This is a genomic window from Dehalobacter sp. DCM (assembly GCF_024972775.1).
Classification (GTDB): Bacteria; Bacillota; Desulfitobacteriia; order Desulfitobacteriales; family Syntrophobotulaceae; genus Dehalobacter.
The window spans coordinates 4480911-4497720 of record NZ_CP092282.1; the positions used below are offsets into that span (position 1 = coordinate 4480911).

General features: G+C 40.7%; 22 protein-coding genes and 1 tRNA gene. 2 read left to right on the top strand and 21 right to left on the bottom strand.

The genetic code is table 11. The annotated features are described in order from the left end of the window. Nucleotides 1–7: 7 nt before the first annotated feature. From LPY66_RS20805 to LPY66_RS20840, 8 genes are all read right to left on the bottom strand, one after another. Nucleotides 8–322: a MazG-like family protein gene (locus LPY66_RS20805; protein ID WP_337986140.1), complete on the bottom strand. Its 315-nt coding sequence runs from the start codon at nt 320–322 to the stop codon at nt 8–10. A gap of 104 nt (nt 323–426) precedes the next feature. After that, complete coding sequence (gene rpsR / locus LPY66_RS20810; protein WP_337986141.1) at nt 427–672, bottom strand: 30S ribosomal protein S18; 246 nt, start codon at nt 670–672, stop codon at nt 427–429. Nucleotides 673–691: 19 nt separating this feature from the next. Then, nucleotides 692–1096, bottom strand: a complete 405-nt coding sequence (locus tag LPY66_RS20815; protein ID WP_337986142.1) for a single-stranded DNA-binding protein — start codon at nt 1094–1096, stop codon at nt 692–694. A gap of 19 nt (nt 1097–1115) precedes the next feature. Continuing rightward, entirely contained in the window at nt 1116–1400 is a 285-nt protein-coding gene (gene rpsF, locus LPY66_RS20820; protein WP_337986143.1) for a 30S ribosomal protein S6, read from the bottom strand. Between the two features lie 103 nt (nt 1401–1503). Then, nucleotides 1504–2604, bottom strand: a complete 1101-nt coding sequence (gene ychF, locus LPY66_RS20825; RefSeq protein ID WP_337986144.1) for a redox-regulated ATPase YchF — start codon at nt 2602–2604, stop codon at nt 1504–1506. A gap of 35 nt (nt 2605–2639) precedes the next feature. Beyond that, a complete protein-coding gene (locus LPY66_RS20830; protein ID WP_337986145.1) occupies nt 2640–2834 on the bottom strand; it encodes a DUF951 domain-containing protein in 195 nt (64 codons plus the stop codon). 15 nt (nt 2835–2849) lie between these two features. Beyond that, nucleotides 2850–3518 carry a CvpA family protein gene (locus LPY66_RS20835; protein WP_337986146.1) on the bottom strand — a complete coding sequence of 223 codons (669 nt, stop codon included), beginning with the start codon at nt 3516–3518 and terminating at the stop codon, nt 2850–2852. A 22-nt stretch (nt 3519–3540) separates the two neighbouring features. Further along, nucleotides 3541–3638 (bottom strand) — tRNA-Sec (locus tag LPY66_RS20840). Nucleotides 3639–4254: 616 nt separating this feature from the next. Here LPY66_RS20840 and LPY66_RS20845 point away from each other — a divergent pair. Then, complete coding sequence (locus LPY66_RS20845; RefSeq protein WP_337986147.1) at nt 4255–4467, top strand: sulfurtransferase TusA family protein; 213 nt, start codon at nt 4255–4257, stop codon at nt 4465–4467. A gap of 25 nt (nt 4468–4492) precedes the next feature. Here LPY66_RS20845 and selB read toward each other — a convergent pair whose 3' ends face one another. Beyond that, nucleotides 4493–6385, bottom strand: a complete 1893-nt coding sequence (selB, locus tag LPY66_RS20850; protein WP_337986148.1) for a selenocysteine-specific translation elongation factor — start codon at nt 6383–6385, stop codon at nt 4493–4495. A 158-nt stretch (nt 6386–6543) separates the two neighbouring features. Here selB and yyaC point away from each other — a divergent pair, with 158 nt between their 5' ends. Continuing rightward, nucleotides 6544–7113, top strand: coding sequence for a spore protease YyaC (yyaC, locus tag LPY66_RS20855; protein WP_337986149.1), 570 nt, complete (start codon nt 6544–6546; stop codon nt 7111–7113). On the opposite strand, the gene LPY66_RS20860 is transcribed toward yyaC, so the two are convergent. From LPY66_RS20860 to rpmH, 12 genes are all read right to left on the bottom strand, one after another. Then, nucleotides 7110–7619 (bottom strand): DUF4446 family protein, encoded by a 510-nt coding sequence (locus tag LPY66_RS20860; protein ID WP_337986150.1) that lies wholly within the window; start codon nt 7617–7619, stop codon nt 7110–7112. The two genes, yyaC and LPY66_RS20860, sit on opposite strands and share 4 nt — an antisense overlap. Nucleotides 7620–7637: 18 nt before the next feature. Further along, a complete protein-coding gene (locus LPY66_RS20865) occupies nt 7638–8333 on the bottom strand; it encodes a DUF554 domain-containing protein (RefSeq protein ID WP_337986151.1) in 696 nt (231 codons plus the stop codon). A gap of 58 nt (nt 8334–8391) precedes the next feature. Further along, on the bottom strand, nt 8392–9243 hold the full coding sequence (locus LPY66_RS20870) for a ParB/RepB/Spo0J family partition protein (protein WP_337986152.1): 852 nt from the start codon (nt 9241–9243) through the stop codon (nt 8392–8394). Continuing rightward, nucleotides 9236–9997, bottom strand: a complete 762-nt coding sequence (locus LPY66_RS20875) for a ParA family protein (RefSeq protein ID WP_337986153.1) — start codon at nt 9995–9997, stop codon at nt 9236–9238. The genes LPY66_RS20870 and LPY66_RS20875 overlap by 8 nt, the downstream gene beginning before the upstream one ends. A gap of 218 nt (nt 9998–10215) precedes the next feature. Continuing rightward, a complete protein-coding gene (rsmG, locus tag LPY66_RS20880; RefSeq protein WP_337986154.1) occupies nt 10216–10929 on the bottom strand; it encodes a 16S rRNA (guanine(527)-N(7))-methyltransferase RsmG in 714 nt (237 codons plus the stop codon). 37 nt (nt 10930–10966) lie between these two features. Then, the gene (gene mnmG / locus LPY66_RS20885; protein WP_337986155.1) at nt 10967–12874 is read right to left on the bottom strand and encodes a tRNA uridine-5-carboxymethylaminomethyl(34) synthesis enzyme MnmG; all 1908 of its coding nucleotides are present in this window, start codon (nt 12872–12874) and stop codon (nt 10967–10969) included. Between the two features lie 14 nt (nt 12875–12888). Beyond that, a complete protein-coding gene (gene mnmE, locus LPY66_RS20890; protein ID WP_337986156.1) occupies nt 12889–14268 on the bottom strand; it encodes a tRNA uridine-5-carboxymethylaminomethyl(34) synthesis GTPase MnmE in 1380 nt (459 codons plus the stop codon). Between the two features lie 75 nt (nt 14269–14343). Next, a complete protein-coding gene (jag, locus tag LPY66_RS20895; protein WP_337986157.1) occupies nt 14344–14988 on the bottom strand; it encodes an RNA-binding cell elongation regulator Jag/EloR in 645 nt (214 codons plus the stop codon). Between the two features lie 12 nt (nt 14989–15000). Then, nucleotides 15001–15723, bottom strand: a complete 723-nt coding sequence (locus LPY66_RS20900; protein WP_337986158.1) for a YidC/Oxa1 family membrane protein insertase — start codon at nt 15721–15723, stop codon at nt 15001–15003. An 11-nt stretch (nt 15724–15734) separates the two neighbouring features. Continuing rightward, nucleotides 15735–15962: a membrane protein insertion efficiency factor YidD gene (yidD, locus tag LPY66_RS20905; protein WP_443112447.1), complete on the bottom strand. Its 228-nt coding sequence runs from the start codon at nt 15960–15962 to the stop codon at nt 15735–15737. After that, on the bottom strand, nt 15946–16290 hold the full coding sequence (gene rnpA, locus LPY66_RS20910) for a ribonuclease P protein component (protein ID WP_337986159.1): 345 nt from the start codon (nt 16288–16290) through the stop codon (nt 15946–15948). The genes yidD and rnpA overlap by 17 nt, the downstream gene beginning before the upstream one ends. Nucleotides 16291–16347: 57 nt before the next feature. After that, nucleotides 16348–16482: a 50S ribosomal protein L34 gene (gene rpmH, locus LPY66_RS20915; protein WP_337986160.1), complete on the bottom strand. Its 135-nt coding sequence runs from the start codon at nt 16480–16482 to the stop codon at nt 16348–16350. Nucleotides 16483–16810 lie beyond the last annotated feature (328 nt).

Here is a 16810-nt window from a genome sequence, read left to right on the forward strand (position 1 = left end):
CCCTGTATCAGTCTTCTTCAGGAACGAGATAATTTAGCAATAGGCTCAAATCTCCCCATTCCGTTTCCAAATTAAGAAAATCATCCTTCTGCCATTGCGCCATCTGATTATAGAGTACCCTGTCTAAGCGAGAAAAATCATAACCCAGTCTGCGTGTTAGCAGGTAACTTAAACCAACTAACCCAGCCATACTTTCCAGTAGATGTTCCTGAGACGCATTCAGGGTTCCCTGTTGAACCAGATATTGCGCTCTGAGAAGTTCGACTTTCAATTCCTCTATAACCTTGGAGCATTTAACAATATCTAATGACACACATTCCACGACATAACCCTCCTGCTAAAATGTTTATAAACATTTCGCGGAAACTAGCTCAAACTCCTTCTTTATTCCATTAAAAAAGGGAGCTGTAATGCTCCCTCTCTTTACTAGTCGATGATGTAGGGCAGCAACGCGATGCTGCGAGCCCGTTTAACAGCAATTGTAACTTGTCTTTGATGCTTGGCGCAATTACCGGAAATTCTGCGAGGCAAGATTTTACCTCTTTCAGTAATGTATTTACGTAATTTTGGTGTATCTTTGTAATCGATGCTTTCGACTTTGTCAACACAAAAGCTGCAAACTCTTTTACGCGGACGGCGTCCCCGTTCTTTTTTAACGGCAGCGTTAGCCACTGAACGCTCCCCCCTTCAATCAAAATGGCACATCGTCATCAAGACTGACTTCATGTGCAAAAGATCCAAAATCATTCTGAGCGGAAACAGACCCCCCGTTACCATCCTTAGGACTTAGGAAACGTACATTCTCCCCAAGGACCTCTGTAACCCATCTTTTCTGCCCATCCTGACCATCAAATGAACGAACCTGAATCCTGCCGTCAACAGCTGCTAGTTTGCCTTTAGCCAAATAGTTGGCACAAAGTTCGGCTAGCTGTCGAAAAACGACGCAGGGAATGAAATCTGTTTCTTTTTCACCCTGACTATTCTTATAGTTTCGGTCAACAGCCAAGGTAAATGATGCCACAGCGACACCATTTGGCGTATAGCGCAATTCAGGGTCTTTCGTCAATCGCCCTATAAGTACAACACGATTTAACAATCTTAACCCCTCCGCATTCCTATTCCTTTTTTGTGGTCATAAACCGGATAACAGCATCAGAAATTTTCATCAGCCTCTCCAATTCGTCAACCGTACGCGCTTCACCGTTAAAGTTCATCAGAACATAAACACCCTCATTGAACTTCTTAACTTCGTAAGCCAGGCGTCTTTTGCCCCATACATCGACCTTGAGGTCTGAACCGCCATTGGCAGTAACAACCTCTGCGAACTTGTCAACGTTAGCTTTTACCGCTTCCTCATCAAGATCCGGCCGAATGATGTACATGTTTTCGTACGCTTGCATAAATGCACCTCCCCTCGGACTAAATGGCCCCACACAACGTGTGGAGCAGGGAATTAAATTCTACATCAAATTATTATATCATCCATATATTCTTTTGGCAAGTTTAAACATTAAAGCGAAAATGCATAATATCGCCGTCTTGAACAATATAATCTTTGCCTTCCAAGCGAAAAAGCCCTTTCTCCTTGGCTCCGTTAAGACCGCCGTTTTCCATAAAATGCTCATATTTGACTACTTCAGCCCGGATGAAGCCTTTTTCGAAATCGGTATGAATCGTACCGGCAGCCTGTGGGGCTCTGGTTTCCTGTCGAATCGTCCAGGCCTTTACCTCCTTAGGGCCGGCTGTAAAAAATGTCATCAGTCCGAGCAGCCGGAATGCGCTTTGGATGAGCCGGTCAAGCCCTGATTGATTCAATCCGAGCTCCTGCATAAATAATTCTTTTTCCTCATCGTCAAGCTCGGCAATTTCTGACTCGATTTTAGCGCATATGGGTATGACCTCCGCCCCTTCCGCATCAGCGATTTCTTTTACTTTTTGCACATATGGGTTATTCTCACCCTTTGATGCCTCATCTTCTGATACATTGGCAGCATAAATCACCGGTTTCATGGTCAGTAAACTGATGGTTTTTAAAAGATCTCTCTCGTCTTGATCAAGTCCAGCCATATTGGCAGGGATCCCCTGATCAAACTTTCCGATGAGTTTTTCCAACACGTCTGCTTCCACTTTTGCTTTTTTATCTCCGGACTTGATCATTCCGATAAGTTTTACCTGGCGCCGAGATACGATCTCCATATCGGCAAGGATAAGCTCCATACGAATCGTATCGATATCTCTCTCAGGGTCGATTTTGCCTTCAACATGAACAACGTTATCGTCTTCAAAACAACGAACCACATGAACAATAGCATCCACCTCCCGGATATGAGAAAGAAACTGATTCCCCAGACCTTCCCCTTTGCTGGCACCTCTTACTAAACCGGCAATATCTACAAATTCAACAACAGCCGGTACAATCTGTTCAGGATTAACAATTTTTGCGAGTTCATTAAGCCGAAAGTCGGGAACGTGTACGATACCGACATTGGGATCAATGGTGCAAAAAGGATAATTTGCTGATTCAGCCCCAGCTTTAGTTATTGCATTAAAAAGTGTTGACTTGCCGACATTGGGCAAGCCAACGATACCTACATACAGTGACATGATGTTCCCCCTTGTAATATATGTCCCCTATTAATTCACGGATTCTCTTCGCTATGCGAAACAATCTCTTTGATGTTCCTTTCCAGTTTAGGCCGGGTAATCCACGTTTGATGGCCGCATTTTAAGCATTCGATCCTAAAATCCATACCTGTACGCATTATTTTAAAGTCCGCATTGCCACATGGATGGAATTTCCTTAAACGGACGATATCGCCCACAAATAAATTCATGAAATAACCTTCTTTTTATAATACAGTTATACCCTGGAACAGGGGTATCGATTCCAACGGATTTCTAAAGATATCACCGGCAAAAGCGGAAATGACGGATAACAATATATCGTATCCTTCCATAAACCATGGGAATAAGAGCGAATCGCTAGTTTTAAATAGAGCAATGTCGGCTGTGGTTAAAATTGGTGAGAAAAATCCCAAAATCAAGGATAGGACAATCAACATAGTAAGCAGCCCAAAAATAAACCCACCGCCACGGTTAATAAAGCTTAAATTTTTAGCTAATGGTGTAATAACCAAAGCAATAATGATATTGATGATGCAGACTACTAATATAAACAAGGCAAGTACAGATCCAATTTTTAATATGTAGTCCGTCAATACAGGAGCAGTCTGTCCAATAATTGACTGAGTAACGGTATCTGTGATTCCACCATCTGTTCCACTGGCTTTATTCTCTGCAATCTTTGTCAGAAAATCAACGATTTTCGGTTTAAGCCTTTCTTCAAGTCCAAAAACAGGTTCAATTACATTCAAAAAGGGCTTGTGAAAAAATACCGCGATACCGATTGCTGCGAGATTACCTATTAATCGCGACAATCCGGTGATCAGCCCTTTATGAAATCCGGTAATGCCGCTCAATACCAGCAATACCAGTAAGATATAATCAAATGTATTCATGTCGTCCACTCCTTGTCAAGAATGGCGGGGATATGTGCGAATCGAACACACCTCGGAACGTTCTGCGTCCCGACACACGGATTTGAAGTCCGGGGACAGCACCAGCCATCCTATATCCCCTTATATGAAAAATACTTAAGATTTATTCTACCACATTATAGCTTTAAATGTCGAACCACTCAATGTTGTGTTTTGGGAATTAATCAATTTTTTATACAAAACCGGTAAGATTTGTATTTTCTAGCCTGGAATAATGGAAATAGTGTCGATAAATTTCAGGATATATCCCATGCTTATTCAGTATATAACAAATTATTATGTATATTTAAGTGAAAAATATAAGTATATTTTAATGTAAATGATTCATTAATATATTAGGCATAATATTAATGATAAATATATTGTAAATTATCATGTAAATATTATTAATATGCACATCATATGCAACAGTGTTATTTAACTGAATTAAGATAGATTACTATATTTATACTATACTAACTCACTAATTTTAACGTTATTTTACGTGTTTATTATCATGTATGTTTTTAGTTTTTATTTCTGTAAATATACATTCTAATATTCATGTATATTTACATGCTATATTTATGTAAATATACATGAATATCTAATGCTGTTCGTATTATCGCCGATTGTGCTTGTTGCGTAATTGAATTGCGCTGAAATTTTTATAGTGTTAAAATAAGATATATCATAAAATGACTAAGGAGTTGATCCCTTGAAAGAAGTAGACGCCAGAGGCTACTCATGTCCGGAGCCGGTTATTTTTACAAAGAGAGCTTTAGCCAGTGATCCACAGGAAATTGTTGTTCTTGTTGATAATGATACATCAAAAATCAATGTTGAACGTTTTTTAAGAGTAGCTGGATATCATGTACAAATTACGCATGATCAGCCTAACGAATATATATTAAAAGGAACAAAAAAGTAACTGGGCTTAACCTGTTTGAAACTGCTTAACTCAAGACGCGAATATCCCCATTTCTCTGGGTTACATTGATTGAATCGAAATATTCTAATAGCGGTACAGCATATTTGCGTGATGTTTGCCAACAGTCCCGTGCTTCAGAAACCGTGATTTGTCCCTTGGATTCAAGGTACTCCACAAGTAATTTTTTTGCTACTTCAATCGCCGCTGCCGAAAAATAATAACCGCTGACAGAAAGCCAGATTTTTTTAGTTGTTAAGAATCCAGCATAATCTGGAAATTTTGAAATTTGTATACCGAGCTTACCAAGTACAGACTCCGGCGCCGGTGGATTTAATCCCGCTTCTTCCCACGTTTTCCTTAGTGTATCGAGCTGATTGCGAATCGTATCCGGTAAGGCAATATCGGCAGCAGATTCAACCTGACTGCTGCTCAACCGATAATATTGGTTAACATAACCCCACTCCAGCATGAGCTGCCATTTACGCAGTGGTAAGTCAATTTTCAGGATCTTCTTTAATTCTTCTCTGCCCACCCCGCCGCGCAGCGGGTTATTTTTTTGATATTTTTCTACTTCGGCAGAGGTCTTATTTCCCCAATCTTTGGCAGAATCCATTAGCCAATAATATTCCTGTCCTTCATCAGAAAGGGCAATGATAATCTGATCGTTTTGCATCATAGTCAAATCTTGATTAATTTCATCAGTCGCAAGTGCTGTCTTTTTTCTTATTTCATCCAGAGATAACGGAAAAGAGAGCTCTTTTTTTATTAAATCACTGATACTGCCTTCTGCTTTGATCCGAAATTCATTCAGCACCTTTTCCTTGAATCTTTTTTGCTTAAGAGCCGCCATACCAAGCACTGTTCCCCCGCCGATAGTTGTAACCGGCGAATAGAATCGAACAACAAAGTTATCACCCTTTGCAGCCAGGACAGGCTCTTCCAGAATAATTTGAGCATACCCTTTTTCGCCTGGCGCTAATTCCTCCTGGTCAAGAAGGTGGATGCGGCCTAATGTTTCCGAAGTTCCAACATGAAAGTGAATGCGTTGTCTTTGTTTAATTGCTCTTTTTTCAGAAGGGAGATTATAGATTTCAACATCGAGGACTTGTCCCACCGTAAAATGACCGGATACGACGAGATTAGCTCCTCTTTGTATATCATCGACCGCCAAATTACTGATATTCAGCGCAGCTCTTTGACCTGCATAGGCATTGTCAACCTGTTGGCCGTGTACCTGTATATTTCTTATCTTCGTTGTAAGACCACCTGGTTCTATGGATACTTCCTGTCCTTTTTGAAATGTCCCGCTAATCAAGGTCCCAGTAACGACTGTCCCAAATCCACGTATCGAGAAAGCCCTGTCTATTGGCATTCTGGCTGGGAGGTCTGCGCGTTTTCCTTCCGTTTTCTCCAGTAGCTTAATAATTGTTTCTAATAAATTGGGAATACCCTCACCGGTGATGGATGATACCTTGCAATAGGGGGCATCAGAAAGAAAACTACTCTTCAATATTTCTCTGGTGTCTTGCTCAATCATATCCAACCATTCTGGTTCAACCAAATCAACTTTGGTCAAAACGACGATGCCCTTTTGAATTTTTAGTATGTCCAATATAGCGAGATGTTCTAAGGTTTGAGGCATTACTCCTTCATCCGCCGCGATTATCATCAAAACAATGTCCATACCGCTGGCTCCGGCCAACATTTGGCGCACAAACTTTTCATGTCCAGGAACATCGATAATGCCTGCTTTTCTTCCGTCAGGCAACGTGAGATAAGCGAATCCCAACTCAATAGAAATTCCGCGTTCCTTTTCTTCTTTTAGTCTGTCTGTGCTAATTCCCGTCAATGCTTGAATTAGCTGTGTTTTTCCATGATCGACATGGCCGGCTGTGCCGATAATGAGAAATCTATCCATGTTTTTTTCCTCTGCTTTTATTATTTATAGTATATCTACTTATTATATTATGGGAATGATTGGATAACAAACTCTTCTCATGATTTTTAACGTATACGCATAAGTATAACTAATTTTGGAAATAAACTTAACGAGAAGCTTTCTTGGAGGTTAGTGATTTGGATTCACTTTTTTTAAATAACCGACAAATAAGAGCCCACTATAGCGATAAGAAAGGGTTAGACCTTCTTGAAAACAAACTTCTGGAATATCTCCAATCGACATTCTCCAGACCCATCGTTTTAATATGTATCGGTACGGATAGGTCAACAGGTGATTCTCTAGGGCCTTTAACCGGAACAAAGCTCAACCAAATTGGAATTCCAGGCCTAACTGTTCTAGGTACTTTGAGCGATCCTGTCCATGCAGAAAACTTAGACAACACACTCAAAGCCGTCTATCTCGCTTTTAAAAACCCCTTTGTCATTGCCCTTGATGCCTGTCTCGGACCATCAAATGCCATCGGCTGTATCAGTCTTTCGGATGGCCCATTAAAGCCAGGTACTGCGGTAAAAAAAGAACTGCCGGCAGTTGGGGACATCCATCTTACCGGCATAGTCAATATTAACGGTTTTATGCAGTATATGGTCCTCCAAAATACACGGTTAAATATCGTTTGGCAAATGTCGGAGGTCCTATGCAACTTGTTTTCTGAAACCTACAACCATTACAAAAAGAGCATTTCTTAAACAATAATATTATTGGTTGAGGCCTTTTCGATAGCTTGTTTTTCCTCAGGGCTTAGCTTTACTTTTGCCTGCCCTTTCTCGATGTGCTTTGCATAGATCCTGCATTCTTCAACGCTATGAATCCCAGTTAAAACGACACCTGTTTTTTCCTGATTTAATAACGCCAGTGTAAAACTTAGATCGGCACCCATATTTTTAAATGAATTGAATCGTATAAGTTCTGCTCGGTCCACTCCGCTGCGGAGCTTATTTTCAATTAAGACAAGTCGCGAGCTATGATTGTTAAGCATTTGTTTTAGATTGCTTACTTCGTTTAAATTTTCCTTCAATAAGTCCTCAATCGGTGTTCCTGATAATAACGTTTGCAGACTGACGTAGGCATTTTCAAATTCTCTCATTCGTTTACGAAGGCTGAAGGTCATGATTATGGCAACAAGAGCAATAATGAGCGTAACTGCAGCAGTTATTATTATAGCTAACGTTACCGGGCCCAACAATGACAACAAAAATATTCCCCCTAATAATTAGTAAATACCCAGATATTGAAACAGGATAACAAACGGAATGACAAAAATAATCGCGGGCAATAAATTACCCACCCGGATCTCTTTCATACCCAACATCGTGATTCCGATTCCGAATATTAACAAACCACCCACTGCGCTCATCTCTAGAATGATTGTATCAGAAAGCACTCCCTGTAATAGCCCGGCAAACAGAGCAATACAACCCTGGTAGATCAACACTGGAAATGCGGATGCTGCCACGCCGATACCCATAGACGAAGAAAATACAATTGCAGTAATTCCATCAAGGGCGGCTTTGGCAAAGAGAATGCTATGATTGCCATTTAATCCATCCTCCAATGCCCCAACAACAGCCATGGCACCAACACAATAGATTAGACTGGTGGTTACAAACGCTTTACTAAACTGATCGTTTCCTCTAGACGATATTTTTTTCTCAAAAAATTCACCTAAGCGATTCAATCCTGCTTCTATACCTATCGCTTCACCAATCAATCCGCCAAGTACCATACTTAGGATCATAATTAAAATGTTATTCGTCTTTAATGCCATTTGCAGTCCTATGATTAGTATGGATAAACCAATAGCCTGAATTAGTATATTTCTTAACCGTTCAGGGAAGGCTTTGCCGAAAAATAAACCAATTGCTGCTCCGAGAATAATGGCTGCAACATTGACAATCGTTCCCACCATATAAATTTTTCCTTCCGATTCATGGTTATTGTTGTTCCACGTGGAACATTGTGCAGTCCTAAACTTCTATTTCCCATTTTTCGAGAAGACGGTTAAGTTCTTCGCGAGAATAATAATTAATTTCTATCTTTCCCTTTTCTTCGCTGCCGGATACAGCAACTTTTGTTTGAAAAGAATGCTGCAGCTTTTCAGCAATATCTCCCAAAGGGCTATAGGCTAAAATCTTTGTTTTCTTTTCTGTCTTCTTTGGGCTATCTTTCTCATTATTCTGAGCAATAGCCTCTGTTTCCCGTACAGATAAAGTTTCTGCTGCCACGCGTTTCGCTAGGGCAATCTGCTTATGTTTATTATCCAGAGATAGGATAACTTTGGCATGTCCGAGTGAAATAGCTTCCTTCTTAATTAATTCCAGTATTTCTTCCGGCAATTGAATAATACGAAGAAGATTAGCAACGGTTGGTCTTCCTTTACCCACACGTTTTGCAACTTGCTCCTGTGTCAAGCCATATTCTTCAATCAATTTGGCATAAGCAAGTCCTTCTTCAACCGGTGATAAGTCAGAGCGCTGAATGTTCTCGATGAGCGCCTTCTCAGTCATTTCCTGATCAGTGCAGTTTCGCACGATGCAATTGATTCGGTCAAATCCAGCTAACTCAGTGGCGCGATAACGTCTTTCTCCAGCAATAATATAATACTTACTGCCTTCGGGGCGAACAAGAATCGGCTGTAGAAGACCGTGCTCTTTAATCGAATCCGCAAGCTCCTTTAACTTTTCGTGATCAAATTCGCGTCTGGGCTGACCCGGATTAGGGAATATGTCATTCAGCATAATTTCTTTAATCTCGCTGCTTTCAGTTTCTCTATCCGTGATCAATGCGCCAAGTCCGCGCCCTAACCCTTTTTTAGACACGTTCCAAAACCTCCTCAGCTAAATCGCGATATACTTCTGCGCCCCGTGACTTGCTATCATAGACGATAATAGGCTGTCCGTGACTTGGGGCCTCACTTAAACGAACATTCCGTGGAATGATCGTCCGAAAAACCTTATCTCTGAAATACTTCTTGACCTCATCAACAACCTGTATTGATAAATTCGTCCTGGCATCGAACATGGTTAAAAGGACACCAATAATTTGCAGATCGCGATTTATTGAGCGTTTTACCTTTTCCAGTGTATTAACCAATAAACTCAACCCTTCCAGCGCGTAGTATTCACACTGGATAGGGATCAATACATCTGTTGCGGCGCAAAGTGCATTTAAAGTAAGAAGACCTAATGAAGGCGGACAATCGATAATTATAAAATCAAAATCCTCTTTGATATCCTTTAGAGCAGTTGCCAATTTTCCTTCGCGATACATTTGCGAAACTAATTCTATCTCTGCGCCAGCTAATTCAATGCGAGCAGGAGCAACCTTTAAATTCTTAAGCTCGGTATCTGCAATGACACTCCGAATGTCCTCTTCATTGATAAGTACATCATAAATACACCGTGACAGCCTATGCTTCATTATTCCGCAGCCACTGGTTGCATTTCCCTGTGGATCGAGGTCAATGAGAAGAACCTTCTTTCCTTTCTCAACCAAACTGGAGGACAGATTAACTGCTGTCGTGGTCTTAGCGACGCCTCCTTTTTGATTTGCAACGGCGATAATTCTAGCCAATTTTTTCTCCTCCCTACAGACGTGATCAACCAGGCCTGCTAAAAATAACTACCGGATTATACCCTGAAAATCATTATACTATAAAACATATAAAAAAACCCAAATTTTCTGCAATAAAGTGCCTTATAACAGGCACTTTATTTTCTCCAGACTCATTTAGGTTTATGATAGTACTGTATGAATTATACACGAACGTTTGTCTGTTCATGCTGTCAGCTTTATAGTGGATCCTTTTTAGGCTTACCTGCCTGACGCGGGTATTTTGCGGGCGTATTTTTTATTTTTTTAATAATAATTAACGACCGATAGTCCGCTCCTTCAGCCAGACTGTAATTTTCAACATGTTCAAGTTCACAATTCAACAATAGCATTGCCTTATCTGCCAAGCGTATTTCTTTTTCTGGTTCTATTCCTTTAGCAGCAATAAATCGTCCGTTTACTTTAAGCAATGGTGTTGCGTATTCAAGCAGTACAGGCAATTCCGCAACAGCGCGTGCTACCGTCAAATCGAATATTTCCCTGTATTTTTTATGCCGTCCGATATCTTCTGCCCGTGCATGGCAGATTTCTACCTTTTCGAGTTTCAATTCATTGATAATCTCATTCAGGAAATTTATGCGCTTCGCTAACGCATCAATTAAAACTATCTTTGTTTTTGGTCTCACTATTTTAATCGGGATGCCCGGAAAGCCAGCCCCAGTTCCCAAATCCGCAATCATCGGCTCGCTATTGGAATAGTATCGATCAATCCATCGAACAAATACCAGTGAATCTAAAAAATGTTTGGTGACAACTTCAGCCGGTTCCGTAATAGATGTTAAATTAATTTTTTCATTCCATTCAAGTAAAAGGGTTGCGTAACGTTTAAACTTCTTAACATGATCCTCGGTGAGTTCTATCCCCAAGTCCAACTCTGATTTATCTTTAAGCATACGGAGCTGTTCATCAAAAACCGTGGACGAATTACTATCAGTCATTGGAAGTACGCCTCTTTCTTTGCTCTAAATAAATGAGCAGAACAGAGATATCCGCAGGACTGACCCCACTAATCCGAGAAGCTTGGCCGACACTAGCAGGTTGTACTTCCTTCATTCTCTGTTTAGCTTCGTTAGAGATTCCGCGCAAATCATTATAATCAATGTCGTCAGGAATTAGCTTTTCCTCCATTTTAATAAAACGTTTCACTTCGTCCAATTGTTTTTCAATATACCCCTGGTATTTTAGCTTTATAGCCGCCTCTTCTAATACTTCACTTTCGTACAGTAACATTTCCGGCATTATACTGCGCAAATTATCCGATGTTATTTCTGGTCTTTTCACCAGCTCCTCAGCCTTAATACCGCTTCGTAACGGCGAAGAGCCTATAGCAGCTAATATTTCCTGAATATCGGCATTTGCCGGCGAAAAGGTTGTATGTTTCCATATATTAGCAATTTCATTTAGCCCGTTAATCTTTTGCTCAAACCTTGCCCAGCGTTCTTCGGATACGAGACCAATAGCGCGGCCTTTTTCAGTTAAACGCAGATCGGCATTATCTTGGCGCAGCAAAAGTCGATATTCTGCCCGTGATGTAAGCAAGCGGTAAGGTTCCCTGATTTCTTTATTAACTAAGTCATCAACAAGAACACCAAGATAACCATCAGAACGTTTCATAATAAAGGGTTCTTTTCCCAATGCTTTGCAGGCCGCATTAATCCCTGCCATTAGACCCTGGGCGGCGGCTTCCTCATAACCGGATGTGCCATTGAGCTGTCCGGCAGTAAAAAGTCCAGGAAAATGGCGTACTTCAAGGCCCAGTGATAATTGATAAGGTTTTACATAGTCATATTCAATAGCATAACCAGGGCGAAGTATCTGAACATTCTCTAATCCTGGTATACTGTGGAAAAACTTTTGTTGAATCTCCTCAGGCATACTTGTTGACATCCCGGCCACATACAGCTCTTCACTGTCTTTCCCCTCGGGCTCTAAAAATAACTGATGTGCCTCCCTTTGTGCAAACCGAACAATCTTATCTTCAATCGATGGACAATACCTTGGGCCAATTCCTTCGACTACGCCGGTATACAATGGTGCGCGATGCAGATTATCCCGAAGGATACCATGCGATTCTTCTGTGGTGTAGCCTAACCAGCATGGAAGTTGGTTACTCGGGTCATCGCCCCAAAAAATACTCTTTGTCGGCATAAACGAAAACTTCTGTGGGTCTATATCTCCCGGCTGAATAACAAACTTTGAAAAGTCAACGGAGCTTTTCAATATTCTAGGCGGTGTACCGGTTTTAAAGCGGCCCATATCAACACCCAATTCTTTAAGATGTTGAGAAAGCACGGTTGAAGTCATATCGCCGCCCGGACCGCCTTCGTAGATCGCTTCGCCTATAATAATTCTGCTTCTTAAATAAGTTCCGCTTGTCAGGACGATACTGGATGCTTTAAATATCGCGCCAGTTCGGGTAATAATCCCCTTAATCGTGTCCTTCTCCAGATAGAGCTTTTCAACCATCGCCTGAATTAAGGTCAATCTGGGTTGGTTATGGAGTATATTGAGCATGCGAAGATGATACGCTTTTTTATCTGACTGTACTCGGAGCGCATGGACCGCAGGCCCTTTTCCAGTATTTAACATCCTTGCCTGCAAAGCTGTTTCGTCAGCTACGATACCCATTTGTCCGCCTAAAGCGTCAATTTCCCTGACAAGATGACCTTTAGCAGGTCCGCCTATAGACGGATTACATGGCATGTTCGCTACCCTGTCCAAATTTATTGTAATCAGCAGAGTTTCACATCCCATACGGGCTGAGGCGAGAGCAGCCTCACAACCGGCATGTCCCGCCCCGACTATTATAACATCATATTGACCTGCAAAATATTGCACACGAATCCTACTTTCTACTTACCTATACAAAATCTTGAAAAAATATTATCCAATAAATCTTCTTGTACATGATGTCCCGTTATAGACGATATTTCTTCCAATGCTGCCCGGATATCAATAGAAACTAAATCAAATGGCACATTGGCATAAACAGCTTCCAAAGCTTTTTCCAATAAAATAATACAATTTTCCATCGCCTGTATTTGTCTTATATTGGACAGAATGGGGTCCTGCGTAACGGAAATGTCGCCTTCAAATACTCTGTTGACTATTTCTGCCTCGAGCTCAGCAAAACCTATACGATTCTTTACCGAAAACGGAAGACAAAAAACATTCGGCGGAAGCATAGATTCGTTAAACTCATAAGAAGGAAGTACATCGATTTTATTTATGAGTACAATCAATTTATCCGCATAGTCTTCAAGAATCGATTTTTCTTCATTCGTCAGTTTACCTGATGATATTTCCAGGGCATCGAGCAGTAGCAAGACAACGTCAGCAGAATTTAAAGCTTTCCAAGCTCTTTCAATACCGATCATTTCTACAGGATCGTCACTCTCTCGAATGCCTGCTGTGTCTGTGAGGTGTAGGAGTACTTCTCCAATTTTTATATACTCCCTGATTTCATCCCGTGTTGTCCCCGGTATTTCTGTTACGATAGCGCGCTCTTCTCTTAATAAGGCATTTAAGAGGCTGGACTTTCCTACATTCGGGCGACCGGCAATGACCGTTGATAAACCTTCGCGTATAATTTTTCCCGTTTTGCTGCCTTTAAATATTTCAATTGAATTATCTTTGGCAGTAATTATTTTTTCCGATAACTCCTTCAAAGCGATATCATCAATTTCATCCTCAGGAAAATCAATTGTCGCTTCAATGTAAGACAGAATATCTAATATTTCCTGCCGAACGTCATTAATTCTTGATGATAAGTGACCGCCAAGCTGAGCTAAAGCCAGATCCGCGGATAGCTCTGTTTTTGACGTAATAATATCGACGATTGCCTCGGCTTGAACAAGGTCCATTTTTCCATTCAGAAAAGCACGTTTACTGAACTCACCGGCTTCGGCCAAACGTGCACCCTGACTAAGGCACGCTTCGATTATACGCCTTGCCGTAACCATACCGCCGTGACAATTAATTTCCAAGATATCCTCACCGGAAAAAGAATGCGGTTCATTCATTCTGCTGATCAACACCTGATCAATTTTTGTCTCTCCATCATAAAACCAGCCAAAATGAAGAGTAAACGTCGTATCCGCTGACCATTTTTTATTGTTGGTAGGGCGAAAACAAGATCCAACTATTACTTTGGCCTGTTTTCCACTTAAACGGATAACATGGATGGCTCCTTCACCTGCAGGTGTTGCTAAGCCAACGATGGTATCATCCATTTTCTCATCTCCAGAAATCATGAAACTTAGTTAATAGTTACTGTAAATAAAAGGGGTTTCCCCCTTCTATTTATTTTATGAAATTTCTGAGTTACTATTCCTTTTTAACGCAATAACAACGCGGCGATGAGGCTCTTCACCCTCACTGTACGTCGTTACTTTCCATTCATTTTGCAGAGCAGTATGAATAATGCGTCTTTCCTGCGGACTCATAGGTTCAAGTACAATACGATTGCCGCTTTTCTTCACCTTATCCGCTAAGCGCTTGGCAAGAACAATCAACGTTTCTTCTCTGCGTTTTCGATAGCCCTCGACATCAATAACAATCCTGCTGCGATTCGTTAATTTCTTTGATACCGCCAGGTTGGTCAAAAACTGTATCGATTCGAGTGTATCCCCTCTTCGACCAATCAATATTCCGAGGTCTGATCCGGTAATATTGATCTTTATATGATCATCCCGGTGGAACACTTCTAAATCGGCGTCCACGGCCATTGCCTCCGTCATTTTTTTCAGGAAGCTGCAGGCAATCGCACCGGGGTCATCCTCATAACTTACTTTGACTTTGGCCAATTTATTGCCGAATAATCCCAACAAGCCTTTTTTTCCTGGTTCCTCCAACACTTCAACGGACACCTGATCGCGTGTCACACCAAGTTCTGCTAAACACAATGAAACAGCTTCTTCCACTGTTTTTGCGGTTTTTTCAGCAACCTTCATTCGTGTACCTCCTCAGTCACCAGAAGCAGCTTTTTGTTTCTGTTGATCCAACTTCTTATATATATAGACAGTTTGCAGGATTGACACAATATTCATAGTAACAATATAAAAACCTAACCCGGAAGGAAGAGTTATGACGATATAGGCCATAAATATCGGCATGAAATAGAGCATCATTTTCTGTGTGGAATCTGCCGCTGCTTGTTGCGCATCTTTTTTTGCGCCGGGTTTGGTCTGCTGCTTGTTCATCGACATCGAAACTTTAGACATGACATAAGATGTCAAACCGGCAATTATGGGCAGTATCAAATGCCAGCTGAGTTGGAACCCATACGCTTGGGTGATATTAAACCCCAAAAACGTAACAGCTTCCCCTGTCCCGTAAGGGAAGTTCGCCAATGTCCGGTAAAATATCCATAAGATCGGTAATTGAACCAGTATCGGCAGACATCCCGAGTAAGGGTTCACTTTTTCTTCACTGTACATTTCCATGGTTTTTTGATTCAGCATTTGTTTATCGTTAGCATATTTTTTCTGAAGTTGAGCCATTTTTGGCTGAAGTTCCTGCATTTTGCGCATGGAAACCGTCTGCTTCCATGTGAGCGGATATAAAATGAGTTTAATAATAATCGTAAATAGAATGATAGCCATACCCCAATAGGGCAGCCCGATCATGGACGAAAGCTCGAATAGCCAACGTAATATTTCGGCCATTCCCTGATAGATGATATCCACAAAAACCCTCCTTAAACAGGATCATATCCCCCGGGATGAAAAGGATGACATTTGGAAATCCGAATGATTGATTTACCCATACCCTTTAGGATCCCATACTTTTTGACAGATTGAATAGCATATTCCGAACATGAAGGATAAAATCTACAGCTTGGTCCTTTAAGCGGCGATATATATCGCTGATAAAATACAATAAGACTTATCAATACTGTTGCCAATATTCTACTTACTTTTTTCATCTAAAATTCCCGCTTTTCTCCAAATATAACAAATAGATTTCTCAACTTCTGCAAAAGTTGCCGTATTTATCGCCGTGCGAGCTATAAAAATCATTTGGCAATCACAATTTACACCGTCCATATGCAAGCGGACAACCTCGCGCATCAGTCTTTTGGCACGATTCCTTTTTACAGCATTGCCAACTTTTTTGGAAGCGATAAATCCAACTTTGCGAGTATGTCCTTTAAAGATATATATGACTACTTGTCTGGAGGTATAACTCTTTCCATGTGCAAATACACTTTGGAAATTGGCCTTTTTTTTCATTCTGTAAACTTTGTTAAGCATATGCCCTCCTTAGCTTAAGGGCTGTTCAGTATAAAAAAGGCCACATTCCCTGCAGCCCTAGACAGACAACTTCTTACGACCTTTTAGACGACGACGTCTTAAAACGTTTCTACCACCAGTGCTTTTCATCCGCTCCAGGAAACCATGAACTCTTTTATGGCGACGGGATTTAGGCTGATATGTTCTTTTCAAAGCAAACACCCCCTTAAAATCGAAAAATAGCTGTTAAACCTAAGATAGACTACAGAAAATTATACTCTAAATAAATTTAGTATGTCAAGAAAATAGAACATCATTATCATTGTTAATAACTTTGGGATTCTATGTGGAAACAGAAATACTCTTAATTTATTGTTGATAACCATAGAAAAAGTTGTTATTATTAACGTGCGAATTGTTAATTAATCCTTAGATCTTCGTGAATATTTAATTCATTCTTTCCAGATCGTTATTCCATGATAACTTTTATTGTGAATAACTTTTTTTTAACGCCAGGATCATTACACAGGAGGGTTTCTTC